Below are 18,065 nucleotides of genomic sequence, written 5' to 3' on the forward strand. Positions count from 1 at the left end.
TTGAACCCAAATTGACAACTTAAACACCTTTATGGAAATCAGCTTATTAGAAGAGCTTAAGAAACAAAACAAGCTATCGGATTTTTTTTCTTATTGGAAAAAGAAGGCTCCGGTTTACTACCCGGAGGAGCGGGATATTCTGGAGGATCTGAGAAGATTTAGCCAAAATCTGGCATTGAAAGAGGGTATTGTCATGGGATGTTTCGATTACAGGGATTTAAGCCTTGCTTTTTTTACAGAAAACATCGAGCAGATCAGTGGTTATTCAGTTGAATTTTTAAAGAAAAACGGGATTGCCGGTGTGATTTCCGCCCTGCATCCTGATGATGCCAAAGAGCATGTTGCATTCAACAACAAAGTGCTTGAAACTTTCAACAAGGCAAGTCTTTCGGAAAAAAAGACTTTTGAACTTTCCTACACCGTAAGATGGCTTCATAAGGATGATGGTCATGAAATCTGGTTTTTTACCAAGGCCAAGCCCTATCTGGTAGATCAGTATGGAAATTTTGTTTATGACCTGCATATCGCATTCCAAATCAATAACCATGAACATTTGACAGGCTATGATTGGAGTTTTTCCTATACCAAAGACAGTGGTGAAAAGTTGGTATTTAAAAAGAATGATGTAAGGCAGGATATACCGCTGACCAAAAAGGAAATTGAAATTGCCGGACTCATGGTCAAAGGCCTGGATTCCAAAGAAATTGCAGAGAAACTGTTTATTTCCAGAAATACGGTATTCACCCATAGAAAGAGTATCATGAAAAAGCTGAATGCCAAAAATGTGGCTGAAGTAGTCAAATTGCTCATTTCTCTTGGCATAAATTAAGTGGCTGATTCTCAAAAATGAGGAGCATAAGTGCAGTAAAAAACCTAAAAAAAATTCTGAAGCCTTTTGCAAATTTAGAAAACTGATTTACCTTTGCACACACAAATCACGGAGACAGATGGTCAACGTTGACTTAATGAAATAAGCGAGAGTAGCTCAGTTGGTAGAGCACAACCTTGCCAAGGTTGGGGTCGCGAGTTCGAATCTCGTCTCTCGCTCATAAAAGGCCCTTTTGAAGAAGGGCTTTCTTGTTTTTGGAAAAATTTAAGCTCTAGCGATAGAGTAAGCCGGGATGGTGGAACTGGTAGACACGCAAGACTTAAAATCTTGTGGCCGCTTAGGCCGTGCGGGTTCGATTCCCGCTCCTGGTACTTAAAGCCTCGTAGTCATACGGGGCTTTATTGTTTTGTGGCAAGTTTTAGAATGATGCTTGGATCAAGCTCTTTTTAATAATTTGAGCTCTCCGTTCCTTTTCACGATTTTTAGGTCAAAATACTGGTTGATAAAAGCCTTACACTGGTTTTCTGACCACTCTGCCCGGCTTTCTGTATCAAAAAGTAAGCTCATTCTCAGCATATTTTTCACATAGATTTCGTGGATACCCAATTCTCTGAGCCATAAGGTAAGTTGCCTGTGCCAGTCTTCTTTGAATTTTTCAAAATGACTTCTACCATCAAAAAGCAATTCCAACTGATTGTCCCCATTTTGGTACCTGTAGACCCCACAAAGCTGTCTGTAGATAACCCTAAGGTTTTCTTTAGGGTATTCAAAGGTGTCCAAAATCCTAGAAAAAGTAGTATCCATCAACATCAATGGATTATAAAGTTGGGTATAGGATTTCTTCAATTCAAAAACCATCAGATCAAGCATATCCTCTTCCATGACAGTTTGAGCCTGGCGGAGAATGTAGTTTTTGTCAAGCGGGAATAATTTTTGAATCATTTGAACAGGAAATCTTCCGCAAATTAGGAGTTTCGCTTCATTTTATAAAGATTTTATTCGGAAATGATCTCTTTCATGACCATCTGAATCAAATCCTGCTCAAAACCTCTGCCCATTAAATACTGTTTGGTCTGATATTTTTTTTTCAAGGGATCCTTTTCTTTGAGAGACTGCCATTTTTTCCCGGCTACCTCAAGTAAAAGGTTCCAGTATTCCTCCCCCTCAATTTCCTTTAGTCCTGAATTGATGCAGGTGGGGCTGATTTTTCTGAATTTCAACTCATGTATGATTTTGTTCCTTCCCCATTTTTTTAACCGGAATTTTCCTCTGACAAAGGCCTTGGCATACCTTTCTTCGTTAAGAAAACCTTCAGCTATCAAAGTTGCAATCAGGTCTTCGGCCGCTGTCCCATAGACTCCTCTCTCGGCTAATTTTTTCCGGACCTCCTCCTGGCAACGCTCCTGATAGGCGCAAAAGGCAGCAATTTTAAGTTTGGCCTCCTGGGGAGTCCATTGCTTTTTGGGTGTTTGCTGGCCATATTCTTTTCTTGGGTAGGACATTTTGTGTATTTTTGGCCACAAAGTAATCTTTAGGGTTATTTTTTTCAAATTCAATCTTCAAACCATTAAACATCATGCGTAAAAAAATTGTAGCCGGTAACTGGAAAATGAACCTGAATTTGGATGAAGGCCAAAAGCTAACATCTGAAATTGTGAATATGCTCAAGGATGAACATGTAAAAGACGTGACAGTGGTGCTCAACCCCCCTTTCGTTCATCTCTATCCTGTTAAAAAGCTCATCGGGGACACACCTAATCTGTTTCTTGGGGCCCAAAACTGCTCTGATAAAGCATCAGGAGCTTACACAGGAGAAATTTCAGCTGGTATGCTGGCTTCTTTTGGTTCTAAATATGTGATTTTGGGACATAGCGAAAGAAGAGAATATTTTAAAGAATCCAACGAGCTCCTTACGGCTAAAACCAGACAAGCGTTAGATAATGGTCTGATACCCATATTTTGCTGTGGGGAACCTCTAGAAATCAGGGAGGCAGGTACACATGAAGACTATGTAAAGCAGCAGCTTACGGAAAGCCTTTTTGGATTTTCTCCGGAAGAAATTTCCAAGATTGTTATTGCGTATGAACCCATTTGGGCTATTGGAACAGGCCGAACAGCAAGCTCTGATCAAGCTCAGGAAATGCATGCTGCATTAAGAAATCACCTTGCAGGAAAATATGGTAAAGAAATTGCAGAAGGTATTTCCATCCTTTATGGTGGGAGCTGTAATCCTTCCAATGCCAGGGAGATTTTCTCCAAGCCTGATGTAGATGGGGGTTTGATCGGAGGAGCATCTTTGAAGTCCAGGGACTTTGTGGAGATTGTTAAATCCTTTTAAATAGAAATTGCCGGAAGCATCATGCTTCCGGCTAATGTTTATCTCCCAATAAATTGTTCCTTATTCTTAATTTCAGTTTCTACCTTAAAATTTGATGCAATACCTTGAATTTAAGATTTCCTGTTCAGAACCCTATCGGGAAATATTGATAGCGGAGCTATCGGAAATCGGTTTTGATTCCTTTTTGGAAACCGATGAAGGCCTGGATGCCTATATTCAGGAAGATGTTTTTCAGAGGAACACATTTTTGGAAATAATAGAACAGTATAAGGAAGCTGGAAGGATTTCAGTACAGGAGGGCATCCTGCCCAAAGTCAATTGGAATGAAGAATGGGAGAAAAACTATGATCCCATTACAGTAGGAGATCAAGTATATGTCCGGGCCTCATTTCACCCGTCTAAACCTGAATTTCCTCATGAAATTCTGATCAATCCCAAAATGTCCTTTGGCACAGGCCATCATGCTACCACCTATTTAATGATTTCCCATCAACTCAATTTGGATCATCAGGACAAGCGGGTTTTGGATATTGGGGCAGGAACCGGAATTTTAGCCGTTATGGCGCATAAATTAGGGGCAGCTCATATTGAGGCTTTTGATATAGACGAGTGGTGTGTCGAAAATGGGAATGAAAATTTTGACCTGAACGGAATGGCCACTGTCCGGATGGGAAAAGGTACCGTGAGGGAAGTAAAGCCTCAGGGCCCTTTTGATATCGTGCTGGCCAATATCAACAAAAACGTCCTTTTGGATGAAATGGAGGTGTACAGTAGCTTGGTCAAGGAAAAGGGCTATCTGTTGTTGAGTGGTTTTTATGAACACGATATTGCCGATATTGAAAAAAGGGCAAATGAGTTTGGACTGGTTTTGAAGGATAAGAAAATAAAAGATAATTGGGCCGCATTGGCTATGCAGAAAATATGACAGAACTGATCACTTACGGGGTAGTATTTCTTTTGTTGATAGCCCATACCCTTATGGCGGGGAAAATGTACAAAGCAGTACATGCCAATCAGACCCTGAGCATGAAGGAAAAAAATGACTGGAAATTGAAAGCCTTGCTGCTTCCAGGATATTTCTGGGGCAAATACAAAGCCAGTCTCAAGTAGAAAAAAATTCCCAAAGCCTGAATCTGGTCAAGGGCTTTGGGAACTCATTTTTATAATCTGAAGCAATATTTTTTATCTTGCCGGTTACTCTTCCGCATTTGGGGTAAAAGGATTTGATTCCCTGATAAGTCCAGATGGCAGTTCCCCTTCCGTTGATGCCACGGCTACACATACAGCCGCATCTCCTGTGATATTGACCACAGTCCTAAACATGTCAAGAATCCTATCAGGTGCAATGATCAAAGCCACTCCAGCTCCCGGGACCCCAATGGCTTCCAATACGATGATCAACATGATCAAGCCTGCTCCAGGTACACCTGCTGAACCTATAGCCGCCAAGGTTGCCGTCAGCACAATCGTTAGCTGCTGGGAAATTGTAAGGTCCATACCCAAAGCCTGCGCGATAAATACAGCTGCTACCGCCTGGTACAGACTTGTTCCGTTCATGTTGATCGTTGCTCCCAATGGCAGTACAAAGCTGCTTACTTCTTCGGAAACACCGATTTCATCTTCCACCAATTTCATGGTTACCGGAAGGGTAGCGGAACTGGATGACGTAGAGAAGCCCAATAACATCGCCGGTCTGATAGATTTGATGAAATCTTTGAAAGAGATTTTGGTGAAAGATTTCAAAAGAATCGAATAGACCCCGGCAACTATGATGAACAGGCCTGAAATGACAACAAGCGTATATTTCAATAGAGCAAGCAAAAGCTCCACTGCTGAGTCCGGGTTTTCCCCTGCAATTTCCACAATCAAAGATGCCATTAGCGCAAAAACCCCGTAAGGTGCGATCATCATGATATATTCCACAATCTTGATGATGACATCGTTCAAGGAATCAAAAAACCCTATAAAGGTCTGTGCTTTCCCTTTATCAATCTGAAGAAGGGCAATACCCGCAATAATAGCAAAAAAGACTACCTGCAACATGCTTCCATTGTTTGAGGCTGCAGCAAAAAGGTTTTCCGGAACAATATCCACCAAAGGCTGTAAAGGACCCTGGTTTTGTATGGCTGCAGCCGAACTGGCCTTTGAACCTGCCTGGTCATCAAATTGTGCCATCAACTTATCCCTTGTTTCCTGGGGCAACTGTTCTCCCGGTTCAAAGAAATTAACCAAAAGAAGTCCAATCGTGATGGCAATTACAGTTGTTACTAAATAAGCCAAGATGGTTTTACCGCCTATTCTGGAGAGTTTCGAGATATCTCCTAAATTGGCAACCCCCACAATAAGGCTGGCCAGTACCAAAGGTACAGCGATCATTTTCAGGGCATTGATAAAAATGGTACCTATGGGTTTGATATAATCCACAGTGAAATTTGGAGAAATTCCAAACTGTATGATTACAAGCCCAAAAATCAAACCTAATACCAAACCGATTATGATTTGGGTGTGTAAAGGTATCTTTTTCAACATTTTACTTTGGGTTTTTAAACGTGTAATTTATTTGTTCTGCTGATCAGTAAATAATCAGCAAGGACCAGTGCGGCCATTGCTTCCACGATAGGTACGGCCCTTGGGACGACACAAGGGTCATGCCTGCCCTTTCCGGAAACAGTGACCGGTTCTCCTGCTTCATTCACGGATTCTTGATCCTGCATGATCGTGGCTACCGGTTTGAAAGCCACATTGAAATAGATGTCCTCTCCGTTGGAAATTCCTCCCTGTATACCTCCAGAGTAGTTTGTCTTTGTTTTTACTTTTCCATCTTCCTGGAAGAAAGCATCATTGTGTTCCGATCCCCTCATCTTGACCCCTTCAAAACCGCTTCCATATTCGAATCCTTTGACTGCATTGATGCTGAGCATGGCTTTTCCAAGTTCGGCGTGCAGTCTGTCAAATACTGGTTCCCCTAATCCTGCAGGCACCCCTTTGGCCACACAGGTTACGACTCCTCCTACGGTATCCCGGCTTTTTCTGATCTCATCGATGAATTCAATCATTTTTTTGGCCATGTCCTGGTCAGGACATCTCACGATGTTTTCTTCTGTTAGGGACAGGTTGAGTGCTGTGTAGGGCTTTTCCAATTTCAGATCTCCGACCTGGGATACATAAGCCTGTACAGCAATACCAAACTGTTTCAACATTAATTTCGCAATGGCACCGGCAGCGACCCGTGCGGCCGTTTCCCTGGCACTGCTTCTTCCTCCGCCGCGGTAATCCCTGATTCCGTACTTTTCGAAATAGGTGTAATCCGCATGTGAAGGTCTGAATTTGTCAGCAATATGGCTATAATCTTTACTTTTTTGGTCAGTATTCATGATAACCATGCCGATGGGCGTCCCTGTAGTTTTTCCTTCAAAAACTCCCGAAAGGATTTGGAATTCGTCTTCCTCTTTGCGTTGGGTAGTTATTTTGGACTGGCCGGGTTTTCTGCGTTGCATCTCTTCTCTGATGAAATCTTCATCCACGGACAGTCCTGCGGGACAGCCATCAATGATCACACCCAGACCCAATCCGTGAGATTCTCCAAAAGTGGTGATCCTAAATATTCTTCCAAATGAATTACCCATTACTTCTTCTCATAATCAGGACGGCCAGAAGAATGACTGAACCGACCAATAGTAAATTGATAAATAGCGAAAAATAATACTTATATCGCTGGTATGAAAGCTTATTGCTCTCTAGTTCGATCAAATCGTAAATTCCCCCTAATCTCTGCTTGGAAATGGCCTGATTAACTTTAGATTCGCCGGTAACATTTACAACAGCCTTGGGTCTCAGCGTATCATATTTTGCCAATACCGGATTGAAATAGATCCATTCAAAATGGTCCGCAAGCTTAACTTCACCGGGTTCATTGATTGTCAGGTAGTAATTGAACTCTTTTGAGCCCCTTATTTTGCCCATTCCCCTGTTGATCTGTTGCCTGACATTGGGGTCATAGGTATTCAGTTTGTGTATTTGACGGGTTCTTGGAGGAGATATGGAATTGATATTTCCTTCTCCCGATATGCTGAAATTGTAGGTAAAACCCTCCCCTGTCTGTACATTCAGTTGGCTGATATTTTCCCTCAACTGGAAAACCCCTACACTCACTTCATTTCTCAAAGGGTGTTGCGGAAGCGGTTTGACTTTGATTGTCTTGGCTGAAGAATAAAATGTTTTGAAATCTTCCAGTCTGTTGCTCCCAAAGAATGTGGGGTTCTTGGCTACCTTATATTTGATCATTTCCCAGGCAATGGGGGGAATGGTTATTTCCCCATCAGAAAAGGGGAAGAAAGTAGCTTCATAAACTTTGTATTTGATCCAGTTTTTACCATTCAAGGTGACCCTTTCCGGTTGGATGTTGGTAATGTTAAAATTCTCTTCCCAAGCTTTGGAGGGTTTCATTTTTTTTAGGATTTCATCCAGTTGCCTGCCTGGCTCATAGAATTGGAAAGGGGCCTGATTGGTTTCGGACATATAAAAAGCTAAGCTTACATTAAATCCCTCGCCCACAAATACCTCGTTTTTATCGACCGAGGAGGCAAAGAAGGCATCATCTTCTATTTCTATGAATTCTGGCTCTTCCCTGTCCCTTCTGCCAAAGAGATCATCAAAGGGATCGAAAACCCCCTGCCTTTGACTGGACCTAGGATCTACAACACTGATCTTCTTTCCAGGGGATGAATAGTTATTTCCGTTAATTTTTACGGAAAACCGCTCAAGTGTAAACTCTCCTTTTCTGTTGGGTTTGTAATATTGAATGATACTGTTGGTGCTGCTGACCTGCCCATTGATGATATTCATGGAAGAGGACTGGGATATGCCTTGTTTTTGAAATCCTAAAATATCAGGGAATTCATCGTAGGACTTGATTTTATCGTTAGTGATGGTTACTTTGATGCTAAATGTTTCATTAAGTCCGATTTCATCCGGTCCCAGTTCAATAATTACCTCCTGTGCCAATAGGCTATTGGAAAAAAATGTAAAAAGACATACCAAGAAGAGGGCTATTTTCGTTTTGATCATGAGAATATGAGTACTTAGCGAGTGCAAATTAACTTTATATTTTAAACGCAACAAACCTTTCTTAGTATCGTATGCTCATGTATAGTTGTTTAGTTTTAACCCATTTAATTCTTTGAGATATGTTAGAATATGTTAAAACCGTGCTTATGAAGGTAAGTTTTGACAAAAGGCTCTTTGAAAAAGAGTTGCGCAAAGCCCTGAATCTTCTAGTTCCAGCAGAAATTCAGGAATTCAAAGAATGGTGTTACAGCAAATTTTCCAAGAGCTACGAGCCGGTACTCAACAAATATTTTGTAAGCTTTGCCGGTTAATGTATAAGAGCCTCGGGAAGAGGCTCATCTACCTGGATTTTTTGAATCACACCATTCAAATTTATTTTTCAGCCCCCAGGCTTTTGAATCAATTCAAAATGGGATGTCTCTCAAAGGGTATGTTTCTATCAAAATTATACCGGTAAGTAATCATTTTGCGTGATTGTTTTGCCCCCAGGTTTTTGGATATATTCAGCATCTTAGGGTTAAAATCTCCCTGCCAATACAATTCCAGCTTTTTATAAGAGCGGGTAGCTTTAATTTCCTTCTCTGCTTCCACAATCATGTAATAATCCAAGCCAGAGCCTTGAAATTCCGGCACGATACCGAATACCAAACCCACAAAACTTTCATTTTTTCCAAAAGTTTTCCAAAATAAAAACTTCAACTTACCCCACCAGTTCAGGTTTCCGTCCAGGTGTTTGATAATTTGGTTGATGTCTGGTAGGTTGATCCACATGACCACAGGTTCCTCTTTATGGTATACAAACCAAATCAGTTTTTCGTCCAGCACTGGGAGCATTGATTTGATCAATTTAACAGCGTGGTTCATGGTAATTTCCTTATTGCCTTCATGCTTGGCCCATGCTTTATTGTATACGGTAGCTAGGTCTCCTGCGAACTTCTGAAGTTCCTTCTTTTTAAAATGGACTACTTTGAAGTCTGGATTTCCTGCAAATTTTTTATGGCTTTCATAAAATTTTGGGCTCAGTTGGTGTGCATCCTCCGCTACCCGCATGCTCCAACAAATCTGATTGTAGAATACCTGAAACCCATAATTTTCAAAGAGTTGCTGATAATAGGGGGGATTAAAATTCATGTTGTATATAGGAGGGTCAAAACCTTCTATTAACAATCCCCACCACTTGTCCCGGTCTCCATAATTGATGGGGCCATCCATGGCTTGGACCCCTTTGTCCATCAGCCAATCCTTAGCGGTATCGAATAATAGATTAGCGGCATTTTGATCATCGATACAGTCAAAAAAGCCAATTCCTCCTACAGGAAACTTATCCCCTTTGTTTTTGTACTTGGGATTGACAAAAGCTGCAATCCTCCCCAGCAATTGGCCTTTTTCATCCCTCATGATCCACCTGGCAAATGTTCCAGGTTTAAGTTGCTTGTTCTTTTTTGGGTCAAAAACCTCTAAAACATCCTTGTCAAGGGGTCTTATCCAATTGGGAAAAGGCCGGTTGATTTGTACATGTGTACGAATAAAATCCTTTTCATCCCCAGGATTTAATACTTTTTGAATCTTCATTATAGGCTGGAAAGCTATAAAGGTACTGAATATGTACTGCTATTGCTGAAGGAATCTTAGATTTCTCAGAAAACCCGAAAATTTGGCCCGTTTGACGGCAGATTTTGAAAAAACTTTATTAAAGGTCGCTTCCGTTATTTCTTCCCAATCTTTTCGGTTAAAATTCATCATATCCGGATGAGGGTCAAATTTTGGTTCTTGGTGGGGTTTTGAAAACCTGTTCCATGGACAGACATCCTGACAGATATCACAGCCAAATACCCAGTTCTCAAATTTTCCTTTTACATCCTGGGGGATTTCCTCTTTCAGTTCAATGGTAAAATACGATATGCATTTGGAGCCATCTACAACGCCCGGTTGGACGATGGCATCTGTAGGACAGGCGTCAATACATCTGGTGCAAGTGCCACAATAGTCTTTGACCATAGGCGGGTCTGCTGTGACCTCTAGATCAATGATCAATTCTGCCAGGAAAAAAAAGCTGCCCATTTGCCGGTTGAGCAATAGACTGTTTTTCCCCAGCCACCCAATTCCTGTTTTTTGGGCCCATTGTCTTTCCATTACTGGGGCAGAATCCACAAAAGCCCTTCCTCCAAATTCGCCGATCTCATCCCTTAGGATTTCCAGAAGTCTTTTGAGTTTGTCCTTGATCACGTGGTGGTAATCCTGGCCGTAAGCATATTTGGCAATTTTGAAATCCTCCTCCTTTTCAGGAAGCTTTTTTTCAGGAAAGTAATTGTAGATTAGGCTGACTACTGTTTTGGCACCATCCACCAATTTGGTCGGATCTAGCCTTTTGTCAAAATGATTGGCCATATAGGCCATTTTTCCATGATAGTTTTCGTGGAGCCATGCTTCCAGCTTGGGGGCTTCTTCTTCCAGAAATTCTGCTTTGGCAATCCCGCAAAAATCAAAGCCCAAGCTTTTGGCTTGGGTTTTAATTATTTGTGCATATAGATCCGTCGTATTTCTCATGGAATTGTCTTCACTTATTCAAAGAGGTTACCCATTCCGCCCCCGTAGTTGGGTTTAATTTTCAGGTGCTTGTATGCCAGTTCGGTGGCAATACGTCCCCTGGAGGTTCTTTTGATATAGCCTTCCTGGATCAAAAAAGGTTCATATACTTCTTCGATCGTCTCTGCCTCTTCCCCACAGGCCGTGGCTATAGTGCCTAGGCCCACAGGACCGCCCCGGAATTTGTCGATTATTGTCAGTAGAATCCTGTTGTCCATTTCATCCAAGCCATTTTCATCCACATCCAAAGCATCCAATGCCATTTTGGAAATTTCCAAAGTAATGCGTCCATTTCCTTTCACCTGGGCAAAATCCCTTGTTCTACGGAGTAGCATGTTGGCAATCCTCGGAGTTCCCCGGCTTCTTCTTGCAATTTCATTGGCCGCCACTTCATCTATTGGGGTCTGAAGGATATTGGCAGAGCGGGAAACGATATCTGTTAACAACTTGGCGTCATAATATTCCAACCTGGAATTGATACCGAACCTTGCCCGTAGGGGAGAGGTCAAAAGTCCTGAGCGCGTGGTGGCCCCGATCAGTGTAAATGGATTCAGGGAGATCTGTACCGAACGCGCGTTAGGGCCAGAATCCAACATGATATCGATCCGGAAATCTTCCATGGCAGAATACAGGTATTCTTCCACGATAGGGTTGAGACGGTGGATTTCATCTATAAAAAGCACATCTCCCTCCTCAAGATTCGTCAATAATCCGGCGAGGTCAGATGGTTTGTCCAAAACAGGACCTGAAGTGATTTTGATGCCCGCCTCCAATTCATTGGCAATGATATGGCTGAGGGTGGTTTTCCCAAGTCCCGGAGGTCCATGTAAAAGCACATGATCCAATGGCTCTTTTCTTTTTTTTGCGGCGAGGACAAATATTTTGAGGTTTTCCACGATCTTAAACTGACCGGTAAAATCCTCAAAACTTAATGGCCTTAGCGCTTTTTCTATTTCCCTGTCCGAGGAATTCAAATTGTCCTTTTCCCCACTCAAATAATCTTCTCTCATAGCTTCGGTTTCAGCATCTACAAAGATAGGAATTTAGCCCAAGGCTGAAAGCAGGAAATTGCATCCTAATTTTGTGCAATTTTGTTGCAAAAATTGGGATACTTTGGAACTTTCTTTGGAAAATATGGCTTAACTTTGCGAAAAATTGCAGTTATCATGTCCAGTAACGCCAATAAAAATATAATTTATTCAATTGTACTGTTGTTGTTGGTAGCCATAGTCTACTTCTACCGGCAGAGTACATCCACCACTCCACAGGAAAATATTCAGACCGAGCGTTCAAAGGTGGTTTTTTCGGGAAAAACGATGGGCACTTCCTACAGGGTAGTTTATCTGGATGAAAGCGGAAGGGATTTTCAGTCCAGTATAGATTCGCTTTTGCTAGTTTTCAATCAGTCTTTGTCCACTTATATTCCTGATTCAGAAATCAGCCGATTTAATCAAGGCGATTCTTTGGTCTATGAATCTCCTTTCTTTTATCCGGTTTTGAAGTCAAGCAAAGAAATCTTTGAACTTACGGAGGGGGCATTTGATCCTACTGTAGGACCTTTGGTCAATCTATGGGGTTTTGGGCCCGGAGGGCCACAATTGAAAGACAGTGTCAATATTGATCAGCTGGTTAAATTGATCAGCTTCAAGAATATCGTATTTGATGAAACCTCTGTGAAAAAGCTGTTACCGGGTATCAAATTGGATTTCAGTGCCAATGCCAAGGGTTATGGTGTAGATGTGATAGCGGATTTTCTTCATTCCAAGGGTATAGAAAATTATTTGGTAGAAATTGGTGGAGAGTTGGTAGCCAAAGGTGTCAATGAAAAAGGCGAAATCTGGAAAGTAGGAGTTTCCAGACCGGAAGAGCAGGGCAGTGCTGATCAGCTTTACAGTATCATTGCTTTGGATAACAGGGCCATGGCTACTTCAGGGAATTACCGCAACTACTATGAAGTGGATGGATTGAAAGTTTCCCATACCATAGATCCGGCTACGGGTAGGCCTGTGAGACATGGTTTGCTCAGCGCTACCGTGGTAGCAGGGGATTGTATGACAGCAGATGCATTGGCCACTGCTTTGATGGTAATGGGAACTGAAAAGGCCATTCAGTTGCAACAAAAACAGGGAAATTTTGAAATATTCCTAATTTATAATGATGGAGAAGGGAACATGAAGTCCTATGCCAGCGAAGGCATCAAGCCTTATCTGTCCTTTCCTGTAGAATAGATCAATTAAAGAAAACCAAGCGTCATGCTCCTAAATTTTATACTCTTATTTTCCACCGCACTTCTGGCGGGTGGTTTGGCTTATTTTATTCCAAGTTGGGAAGAAAGGTATTTTAAATTGGTTTTGGTATTTGCAGGATCTTATTTGTTTGCCATTACGGTATTGCATATCCTACCTGAACTTTTTACGGAATCTGCCAATCCGGCCGGAATGGGACTTTATATTCTCTTAGGTTTCTTCATCCAGCAAATTTTGGCACTGCTTTCTACGGGTGTGGAACATGGACATATCCATCACCCAAGCCACCATCATGCCTCTGAAATTGGGGTTTGGACCATAATGATAGGATTATTTATGCATGCCTTTTTGGAAGGTACCTTGCTTGGTAATGAAGGTGTACTTGCTGCCCATGTTCATGACCATGCCGGTCATGAGCACCACCACCATCATCATGGCAGTAATAATTTGCTCTTTGGTATTTTATTGCACAAAGGACCTGAGGCCTTTGCTTTGGTGGCCGTTTTGATGAGTGTCATGAAGAAGCGCTGGATATTTCTATTGCTGACAGTTTTTGCTTTGGCCTCGCCATTGGGGATGTTGTTAAGCAATTATCTGTATGAAAGTAAACTTTTGGGGGGTGAGACATTGAACATATTCTATGGCCTGGTCGCTGGAGGGTTTTTACATATTTCCACTACTATATTTTTTGAGAGTAGCCCGGATCACCGGTTTTATCTCAATAAGGTTTTGGTAAGTATGCTTGCATTTGGATTGGCCATTTCGTTAGAAATGTTACTCTAAGATTTTATACGTCCAGATTTTGGGTAAAGCATAATTTTATACTGTTTGGTTTTTCAAAATACACAGAAAAACCATATATTGGTAAAATATTATACTTTCGCTAAATTGATATATCAAACCCGGAATCAAAGCAATGGAAAAGCCTGTTTGTCCTAAATGCGGTCATGGAAAAGTGGTAAAAAGCGGCGTAATAGGAGGAAGGCAACGGTTTAAATGTAAAAAATGCAGTTATCACTTTACGGTCAATAAGCTGGGTAAATCCATAGACAAATACTATGTGGTAAAGGCATTGCAGCTCTATATCGAAGGAATTTCATATCGTGAAATCGAAAGAATATTGGGTGTAAGCCATGTCTCTGTGATGAACTGGGTCAAGCAGTACAAAATCAAAGCCCCAGAGAACTATGAGTACCGGCCAACATATAAAGTCCTTAATCACACAGAATTGGTCAAATATATGGCCCAAAAGGAAAACCTGACAGACACCGGCATGCTGATCACGGAACTGGGAGACAAGTTCATGATCATCAAATGGGAAAGGTTCAAAAACCGGTGAAACCAAATAAAATTTTTTTGCTATAATTACTTAACGGATATATATCACTGATTTTTCTTTATTCCGCCAAGTTCCCAATTTAGATTTCACTTGTTGTTCGGGCCCGACTTCAAAAAGTCAAAAACAACAAACCCAAAAACCAATGAAATCTACTTTGAAATGGATAGGTAACTCCTTACTGGCTCTTGCATTTTGCTTTCCGGCTTTTGGGCAGGATACCCTTTCATTCTACAAATCTGCAAAAGATGACATGTTTGTAGACCATTCCTATAAGCCATTAACCCTAAAATTGTCTGATGACGGAAATAAATATATCCGTTTTTTGATCTGGAATCAGTTTTGGGTAAGGGGAACCGAAAATAACCCAGGGACTTTAGGGATAGATGGTCAACCAAAAAATCACTCCTTTGATATTGGTCTCAGGAGGGCAAGGTTTCTGGCTTATGCCCAGGTATCTCCCAGGTTTTTGATTTTGTCCCATTGGGGGATCAATAACCAAACTTTTACCAATGGAGGTGCCCCGGGAGGTGGAATGACCGGAAATCCCGGAAATCTTCCTGTGATCGTCGATCCGGAAACAGGGACAGGGTCTGCCAATGCGCTTTCCGCCAAGAAACCGCAGATTTTTTTCCACGATATTTGGACAGAGTTTAAAATTATAGAGGAGTTGTACATAGGGGCAGGGCTGCATTATTGGAACGGAATTTCCAGGATGAGCAGTCATAGTACCTTGAACTTTATGGCCATTGATGCGCCGATTTTCAACTGGCCACTGATTGAACTTACGGATCAATTTGCAAGGCAATATGGTATCTATGCTAAAGGACAGGCTGCCAAATGGGATTACCGACTGGCCCTGAACAAGCCTTTCTCAGTGGGCAGTGGGGGTAGATTTGATGAAGATCGGCAAGTTCCGATAGCAGCCAACGTTGTCAATGACAACTGGGCCACGCAAGGATACATTGCCTATCAATTTCTGGAAAAAGAAAACAACAAGCTCCCGTTTTTTGTGGGCTCCTATCTGGGTACAAAAAAGGTCTTCAATATAGGAGGGGGCTGGCACCACCATGCAGGCGCTACCATGTCAAGAACTGCCGACGGGTCAGCACAATACCATGACATCAAACTTTTTGGTTTGGATACCTTCTTGGATGTACCCCTTAATCCGGCCAATGGAACGGCCATTACTTCCTATTCCGTCTTTTACAAATATGATTTTGGGCCCAATTATATGAGGAATATTGGGATCATGAATGTTGGTTTTGGCCAGGGAAGTACCCAAAATGGACCAGGGAATGCCCAGCCCACTATAGGAACAGGGAGTATCTTTTACTCCCAGACCGGGTTTTTGTTGCCCAAAAGCATTTTGGAAGATCATGGCAGAATCCAGCCTTTTGGGGCCTTTACCTACAAAAACTTTGAGCTGTTTGATGCCAGCTCCTGGCAATATGACCTAGGGGTCAACTATTACATGAATGGGCATCAGGCTAAAGTCACGCTTCAGTACAGCAATAGACCCCTTTTTGAAAATTACCGAAAAAGCGGCTCAGCCGGTGAATTCATCCTTCAAACTCATATCTTCTTATAAAAAAATTAAACCCGAAATACTATGTCAGAAACAAAACTCAAAATGAAAGCCTATTGGAAAAAGAACCTCAAGACGCTTCTTTTTCTCTTGGCCATATGGTTCCTGGTATCCTTTGGATTTGGAATCCTCCTAGTAGAACCCCTCAACACCATTCAGTTCGGCGGTTTCAAACTGGGCTTTTGGTTTGCCCAGCAAGGATCTATTTACACATTCGTTGTCCTCATTTTTGTTTATGTGTACCGCATGAACCAATTGGACAAGGAGTTTGACGTCAATGAAGAATAACATTTAATCCCCAATCAATTATGGATATTTTAACCTGGACATATATACTTGTTGGAGCTTCTTTTGCTCTTTATATCGGAATCGCTATTTACACCCGGGCAGGTTCCACCAAAGAATTTTATACCGCGGGTGGGGGAGTATCCCCTTTGGCCAATGGCATGGCTACCGCTGCAGATTGGATGTCAGCGGCATCTTTTATTTCCATGGCGGGAATCATAGCCTTTGCAGGTTATGATGGTTCGGTTTACCTGATGGGCTGGACAGGCGGTTATGTTTTGCTTGCCTTATTATTGGCACCTTATCTCCGCAAATTTGGAAAGTTTACCGTGCCGGATTTTGTGGGTGATCGGTACTATTCCAATAAAGCCCGGGTAGTAGCGGTCATCTGTGCCCTGTTTATATCATTTACCTATGTAGCCGGTCAAATGAGAGGAGTAGGCATCGTTTTTTCCCGATACCTGGAAGTGGATATCAATACAGGGGTGATCATCGGTATGTGCATCGTATTCTTCTATGCAGTGTTAGGAGGTATGAAGGGCATTACTTACACCCAAGTTGCCCAATATTGTGTACTGATCTTTGCTTACATGGTCCCTGCGATTTTCATTTCCATGCAATTGACGGGAAATCCGATTCCTCAATTGGGTTTGGGAGGTACAGTAGCAGACGGAACACACTTGCTTGAAAAGCTGGATGGTGTCCTCTCTGAATTAGGATTTGCAGAATATACCTCAGGCCGTAAAGGTATGGCGGATATTTTTGCCATTACCTTGGCTTTGATGGTGGGCACGGCTGGATTGCCACATGTGATTGTCAGGTTTTTTACGGTACCCAGGGTAAAAGATGCACGTCTTTCCGCTGGTTATGCGCTGATTTTCATTGCCATCCTGTATACCACTGCTCCTGCTGTAGCTGCTTTTGGGATTTATAATGCCATCGATACTGTGGCTGACAAGCCGGTGAGCAATTTGCCTGAATGGGTAGGCAACTGGCAAAAAACCAACCTGATCAGCATTGATGACAAAAACGGTGATGGTATCGTCCAATATACTCCGGTAGCTGAAACCAATGAACTGAAAATTGACAGGGATATCATGGTATTGGCCAGCCCTGAAATTGCCAAATTGCCCAACTGGGTAGTGGGTCTGGTAGCGGCCGGTGGTATGGCGGCAGCCTTATCCACTGCAGCAGGCTTGCTTTTGGTGATTTCCACTTCTGTATCCAGGGACCTGTTCAGGACATTTAAGCCGGATATGACGGAAAAAAGGGAATTATTGATTGCAAGAATTTCCGCGGCGGGTGCTGTGATCCTTGCTGGTTATTTTGGTGTAAACCCTCCAGGTTTTGTGGCTGAGGTGGTTGCCTTTGCTTTTGGATTGGCAGCTGCATCCTTCTTCCCGGTGATCATCATGGGCATTTTCTCCAGTAGAATCAATAAAGAAGGAGCCATAGCCGGCATGGTTTCAGGGTTGGTATTTACCATGCTATACATTGTCTTCTTCAAATTCTGGAATCCTGAAATGAATAATGCGGACCATTGGTGGTTTGGTATCTCTCCGGAAGGGATTGGTTCAGTAGGTATGCTGGTGAATTTTGTGGTATGTTTTGTGGTATCCAAACTTACCCCTGCACCTCCTCAGGATGTTCAGGATATGATTCAGGAGATAAGAATCCCAAGAGGAGCAGGCAAAGCACATGCACACTAAATAAAATAAACGTAAGGGATGAGGTACTCCGACAAATTCAATTGTCGGGGTTTCCTTTTTTCCAAAGCTCAAAAGCCTTAA

General features: G+C 42.2%; 19 protein-coding genes and 2 tRNA genes. 13 read left to right on the forward strand and 8 right to left on the reverse strand.

Annotated features, from left to right (window positions below):
- The first annotated feature begins 31 nt into the window (after positions 1-31).
- From BC751_RS05680 to BC751_RS05690, 3 genes are all read left to right on the forward strand, one after another.
- On the forward strand, positions 32-829 hold the full coding sequence (locus tag BC751_RS05680) for a LuxR C-terminal-related transcriptional regulator (protein WP_130274699.1): 798 nt from the start codon (positions 32-34) through the stop codon (positions 827-829).
- Between the two features lie 145 nt (positions 830-974).
- Positions 975-1,047: transfer RNA gene (locus BC751_RS05685), tRNA-Gly, on the forward strand.
- Between the two features lie 68 nt (positions 1,048-1,115).
- Positions 1,116-1,200, forward strand: a tRNA-Leu gene (locus tag BC751_RS05690).
- Between the two features lie 64 nt (positions 1,201-1,264).
- Here BC751_RS05690 and BC751_RS05695 read toward each other — a convergent pair.
- Together BC751_RS05695 and BC751_RS05700 are read right to left on the reverse strand one after the other, a co-directional pair.
- The gene (locus BC751_RS05695; RefSeq protein ID WP_130274700.1) at positions 1,265-1,771 is read right to left on the reverse strand and encodes a hypothetical protein; all 507 of its coding nucleotides are present in this window, start codon (positions 1,769-1,771) and stop codon (positions 1,265-1,267) included.
- Positions 1,772-1,824: 53 nt separating this feature from the next.
- Positions 1,825-2,331, reverse strand: coding sequence for a regulatory protein RecX (locus BC751_RS05700; protein WP_130274701.1), 507 nt, complete (start codon positions 2,329-2,331; stop codon positions 1,825-1,827).
- Between the two features lie 74 nt (positions 2,332-2,405).
- Between BC751_RS05700 and tpiA the strand changes: the two genes are divergently transcribed.
- The 3 genes from tpiA to BC751_RS05715 all read left to right on the forward strand — a co-directional run bounded on the left by tpiA (position 2,406) and on the right by BC751_RS05715 (position 4,277).
- A complete protein-coding gene (gene tpiA / locus BC751_RS05705) occupies positions 2,406-3,167 on the forward strand; it encodes a triose-phosphate isomerase (RefSeq protein WP_130274702.1) in 762 nt (253 codons plus the stop codon).
- A gap of 94 nt (positions 3,168-3,261) precedes the next feature.
- The gene (gene prmA / locus BC751_RS05710; RefSeq protein ID WP_130277509.1) at positions 3,262-4,092 is read left to right on the forward strand and encodes a 50S ribosomal protein L11 methyltransferase; all 831 of its coding nucleotides are present in this window, start codon (positions 3,262-3,264) and stop codon (positions 4,090-4,092) included.
- A complete protein-coding gene (locus BC751_RS05715; protein WP_130274703.1) occupies positions 4,089-4,277 on the forward strand; it encodes a hypothetical protein in 189 nt (62 codons plus the stop codon). Before prmA ends, BC751_RS05715 begins: the two co-directional genes overlap by 4 nt.
- An 84-nt stretch (positions 4,278-4,361) precedes the next feature.
- On the opposite strand, the gene BC751_RS05720 is transcribed toward BC751_RS05715, so the two are convergent.
- Genes BC751_RS05720 through BC751_RS05730 form a run of 3 tightly spaced genes read right to left on the reverse strand, consistent with a single transcriptional unit; the run spans position 4,362 to position 8,234 of the window.
- Positions 4,362-5,696, reverse strand: a complete 1,335-nt coding sequence (locus BC751_RS05720) for a dicarboxylate/amino acid:cation symporter (protein ID WP_130274704.1) — start codon at positions 5,694-5,696, stop codon at positions 4,362-4,364.
- A 14-nt stretch (positions 5,697-5,710) separates the two neighbouring features.
- On the reverse strand, positions 5,711-6,793 hold the full coding sequence (gene aroC / locus BC751_RS05725) for a chorismate synthase (protein WP_130274705.1): 1,083 nt from the start codon (positions 6,791-6,793) through the stop codon (positions 5,711-5,713).
- Positions 6,786-8,234, reverse strand: a complete 1,449-nt coding sequence (locus BC751_RS05730; RefSeq protein ID WP_130274706.1) for a BatD family protein — start codon at positions 8,232-8,234, stop codon at positions 6,786-6,788. Before BC751_RS05730 ends, aroC begins: the two co-directional genes overlap by 8 nt.
- Before the next feature lie 119 nt (positions 8,235-8,353).
- Here BC751_RS05730 and BC751_RS05735 point away from each other — a divergent pair, with 119 nt between their 5' ends.
- Positions 8,354-8,545, forward strand: a complete 192-nt coding sequence (locus BC751_RS05735; RefSeq protein ID WP_130274707.1) for a hypothetical protein — start codon at positions 8,354-8,356, stop codon at positions 8,543-8,545.
- An 88-nt stretch (positions 8,546-8,633) separates the two neighbouring features.
- On the opposite strand, the gene BC751_RS05740 is transcribed toward BC751_RS05735, so the two are convergent.
- Genes BC751_RS05740 through ruvB form a run of 3 tightly spaced genes read right to left on the reverse strand, consistent with a single transcriptional unit; the run spans position 8,634 to position 11,830 of the window.
- A complete protein-coding gene (locus tag BC751_RS05740; protein ID WP_130274708.1) occupies positions 8,634-9,806 on the reverse strand; it encodes a hypothetical protein in 1,173 nt (390 codons plus the stop codon).
- Between the two features lie 39 nt (positions 9,807-9,845).
- Positions 9,846-10,781: a tRNA epoxyqueuosine(34) reductase QueG gene (gene queG, locus BC751_RS05745; protein ID WP_130274709.1), complete on the reverse strand. Its 936-nt coding sequence runs from the start codon at positions 10,779-10,781 to the stop codon at positions 9,846-9,848.
- A 14-nt stretch (positions 10,782-10,795) separates the two neighbouring features.
- Positions 10,796-11,830: a Holliday junction branch migration DNA helicase RuvB gene (gene ruvB / locus BC751_RS05750; protein ID WP_130274710.1), complete on the reverse strand. Its 1,035-nt coding sequence runs from the start codon at positions 11,828-11,830 to the stop codon at positions 10,796-10,798.
- Between the two features lie 156 nt (positions 11,831-11,986).
- Between ruvB and BC751_RS05755 the strand changes: the two genes are divergently transcribed.
- From BC751_RS05755 to BC751_RS05780, 6 genes are all read left to right on the forward strand, one after another.
- Complete coding sequence (locus BC751_RS05755) at positions 11,987-13,048, forward strand: FAD:protein FMN transferase (RefSeq protein ID WP_130274711.1); 1,062 nt, start codon at positions 11,987-11,989, stop codon at positions 13,046-13,048.
- 24 nt (positions 13,049-13,072) lie between these two features.
- Positions 13,073-13,849: a ZIP family metal transporter gene (locus BC751_RS05760; RefSeq protein ID WP_130274712.1), complete on the forward strand. Its 777-nt coding sequence runs from the start codon at positions 13,073-13,075 to the stop codon at positions 13,847-13,849.
- Positions 13,850-13,982: 133 nt separating this feature from the next.
- Complete coding sequence (locus BC751_RS05765) at positions 13,983-14,405, forward strand: transposase-like zinc-binding domain-containing protein (RefSeq protein WP_130274713.1); 423 nt, start codon at positions 13,983-13,985, stop codon at positions 14,403-14,405.
- Between the two features lie 142 nt (positions 14,406-14,547).
- Positions 14,548-15,993, forward strand: coding sequence for a porin (locus BC751_RS05770; protein WP_130274714.1), 1,446 nt, complete (start codon positions 14,548-14,550; stop codon positions 15,991-15,993).
- 21 nt (positions 15,994-16,014) lie between these two features.
- Entirely contained in the window at positions 16,015-16,278 is a 264-nt protein-coding gene (locus tag BC751_RS05775; protein ID WP_130274715.1) for a DUF4212 domain-containing protein, read from the forward strand.
- 20 nt (positions 16,279-16,298) lie between these two features.
- Positions 16,299-17,984: a sodium:solute symporter family protein gene (locus tag BC751_RS05780; protein WP_130274716.1), complete on the forward strand. Its 1,686-nt coding sequence runs from the start codon at positions 16,299-16,301 to the stop codon at positions 17,982-17,984.
- The last annotated feature ends 81 nt before the right edge of the window (positions 17,985-18,065 follow it).

The sequence above is a fragment of the Cecembia calidifontis genome, from assembly GCF_004216715.1.
Lineage (GTDB): Bacteria > Bacteroidota > Bacteroidia > Cytophagales > Cyclobacteriaceae > Cecembia_A > Cecembia_A calidifontis.

Excerpts from the sequence above, each read along its gene's own strand:
- BC751_RS05680 (WP_130274699.1), top strand. The coding sequence starts at position 32 with ATGGAAATCAGCTTATTAGAAGAGCTTAAGAAACAAAACAAGCTATCG.
- BC751_RS05695 (WP_130274700.1), bottom strand. The coding sequence starts at position 1,771 with ATGATTCAAAAATTATTCCCGCTTGACAAAAACTACATTCTCCGCCAG.
- BC751_RS05700 (WP_130274701.1), bottom strand. The coding sequence starts at position 2,331 with ATGTCCTACCCAAGAAAAGAATATGGCCAGCAAACACCCAAAAAGCAA.
- tpiA (WP_130274702.1), top strand. The coding sequence starts at position 2,406 with ATGCGTAAAAAAATTGTAGCCGGTAACTGGAAAATGAACCTGAATTTG.
- prmA (WP_130277509.1), top strand. The coding sequence starts at position 3,262 with ATGCAATACCTTGAATTTAAGATTTCCTGTTCAGAACCCTATCGGGAA.
- BC751_RS05715 (WP_130274703.1), top strand. The coding sequence starts at position 4,089 with ATGACAGAACTGATCACTTACGGGGTAGTATTTCTTTTGTTGATAGCC.
- BC751_RS05720 (WP_130274704.1), bottom strand. The coding sequence starts at position 5,696 with ATGTTGAAAAAGATACCTTTACACACCCAAATCATAATCGGTTTGGTA.
- aroC (WP_130274705.1), bottom strand. The coding sequence starts at position 6,793 with ATGGGTAATTCATTTGGAAGAATATTTAGGATCACCACTTTTGGAGAA.
- BC751_RS05730 (WP_130274706.1), bottom strand. The coding sequence starts at position 8,234 with ATGATCAAAACGAAAATAGCCCTCTTCTTGGTATGTCTTTTTACATTT.
- BC751_RS05735 (WP_130274707.1), top strand. The coding sequence starts at position 8,354 with ATGTTAGAATATGTTAAAACCGTGCTTATGAAGGTAAGTTTTGACAAA.
- BC751_RS05740 (WP_130274708.1), bottom strand. The coding sequence starts at position 9,806 with ATGAAGATTCAAAAAGTATTAAATCCTGGGGATGAAAAGGATTTTATT.
- queG (WP_130274709.1), bottom strand. The coding sequence starts at position 10,781 with ATGAGAAATACGACGGATCTATATGCACAAATAATTAAAACCCAAGCC.
- ruvB (WP_130274710.1), bottom strand. The coding sequence starts at position 11,830 with ATGAGAGAAGATTATTTGAGTGGGGAAAAGGACAATTTGAATTCCTCG.
- BC751_RS05755 (WP_130274711.1), top strand. The coding sequence starts at position 11,987 with ATGTCCAGTAACGCCAATAAAAATATAATTTATTCAATTGTACTGTTG.
- BC751_RS05760 (WP_130274712.1), top strand. The coding sequence starts at position 13,073 with ATGCTCCTAAATTTTATACTCTTATTTTCCACCGCACTTCTGGCGGGT.
- BC751_RS05765 (WP_130274713.1), top strand. The coding sequence starts at position 13,983 with ATGGAAAAGCCTGTTTGTCCTAAATGCGGTCATGGAAAAGTGGTAAAA.
- BC751_RS05770 (WP_130274714.1), top strand. The coding sequence starts at position 14,548 with ATGAAATCTACTTTGAAATGGATAGGTAACTCCTTACTGGCTCTTGCA.
- BC751_RS05775 (WP_130274715.1), top strand. The coding sequence starts at position 16,015 with ATGTCAGAAACAAAACTCAAAATGAAAGCCTATTGGAAAAAGAACCTC.
- BC751_RS05780 (WP_130274716.1), top strand. The coding sequence starts at position 16,299 with ATGGATATTTTAACCTGGACATATATACTTGTTGGAGCTTCTTTTGCT.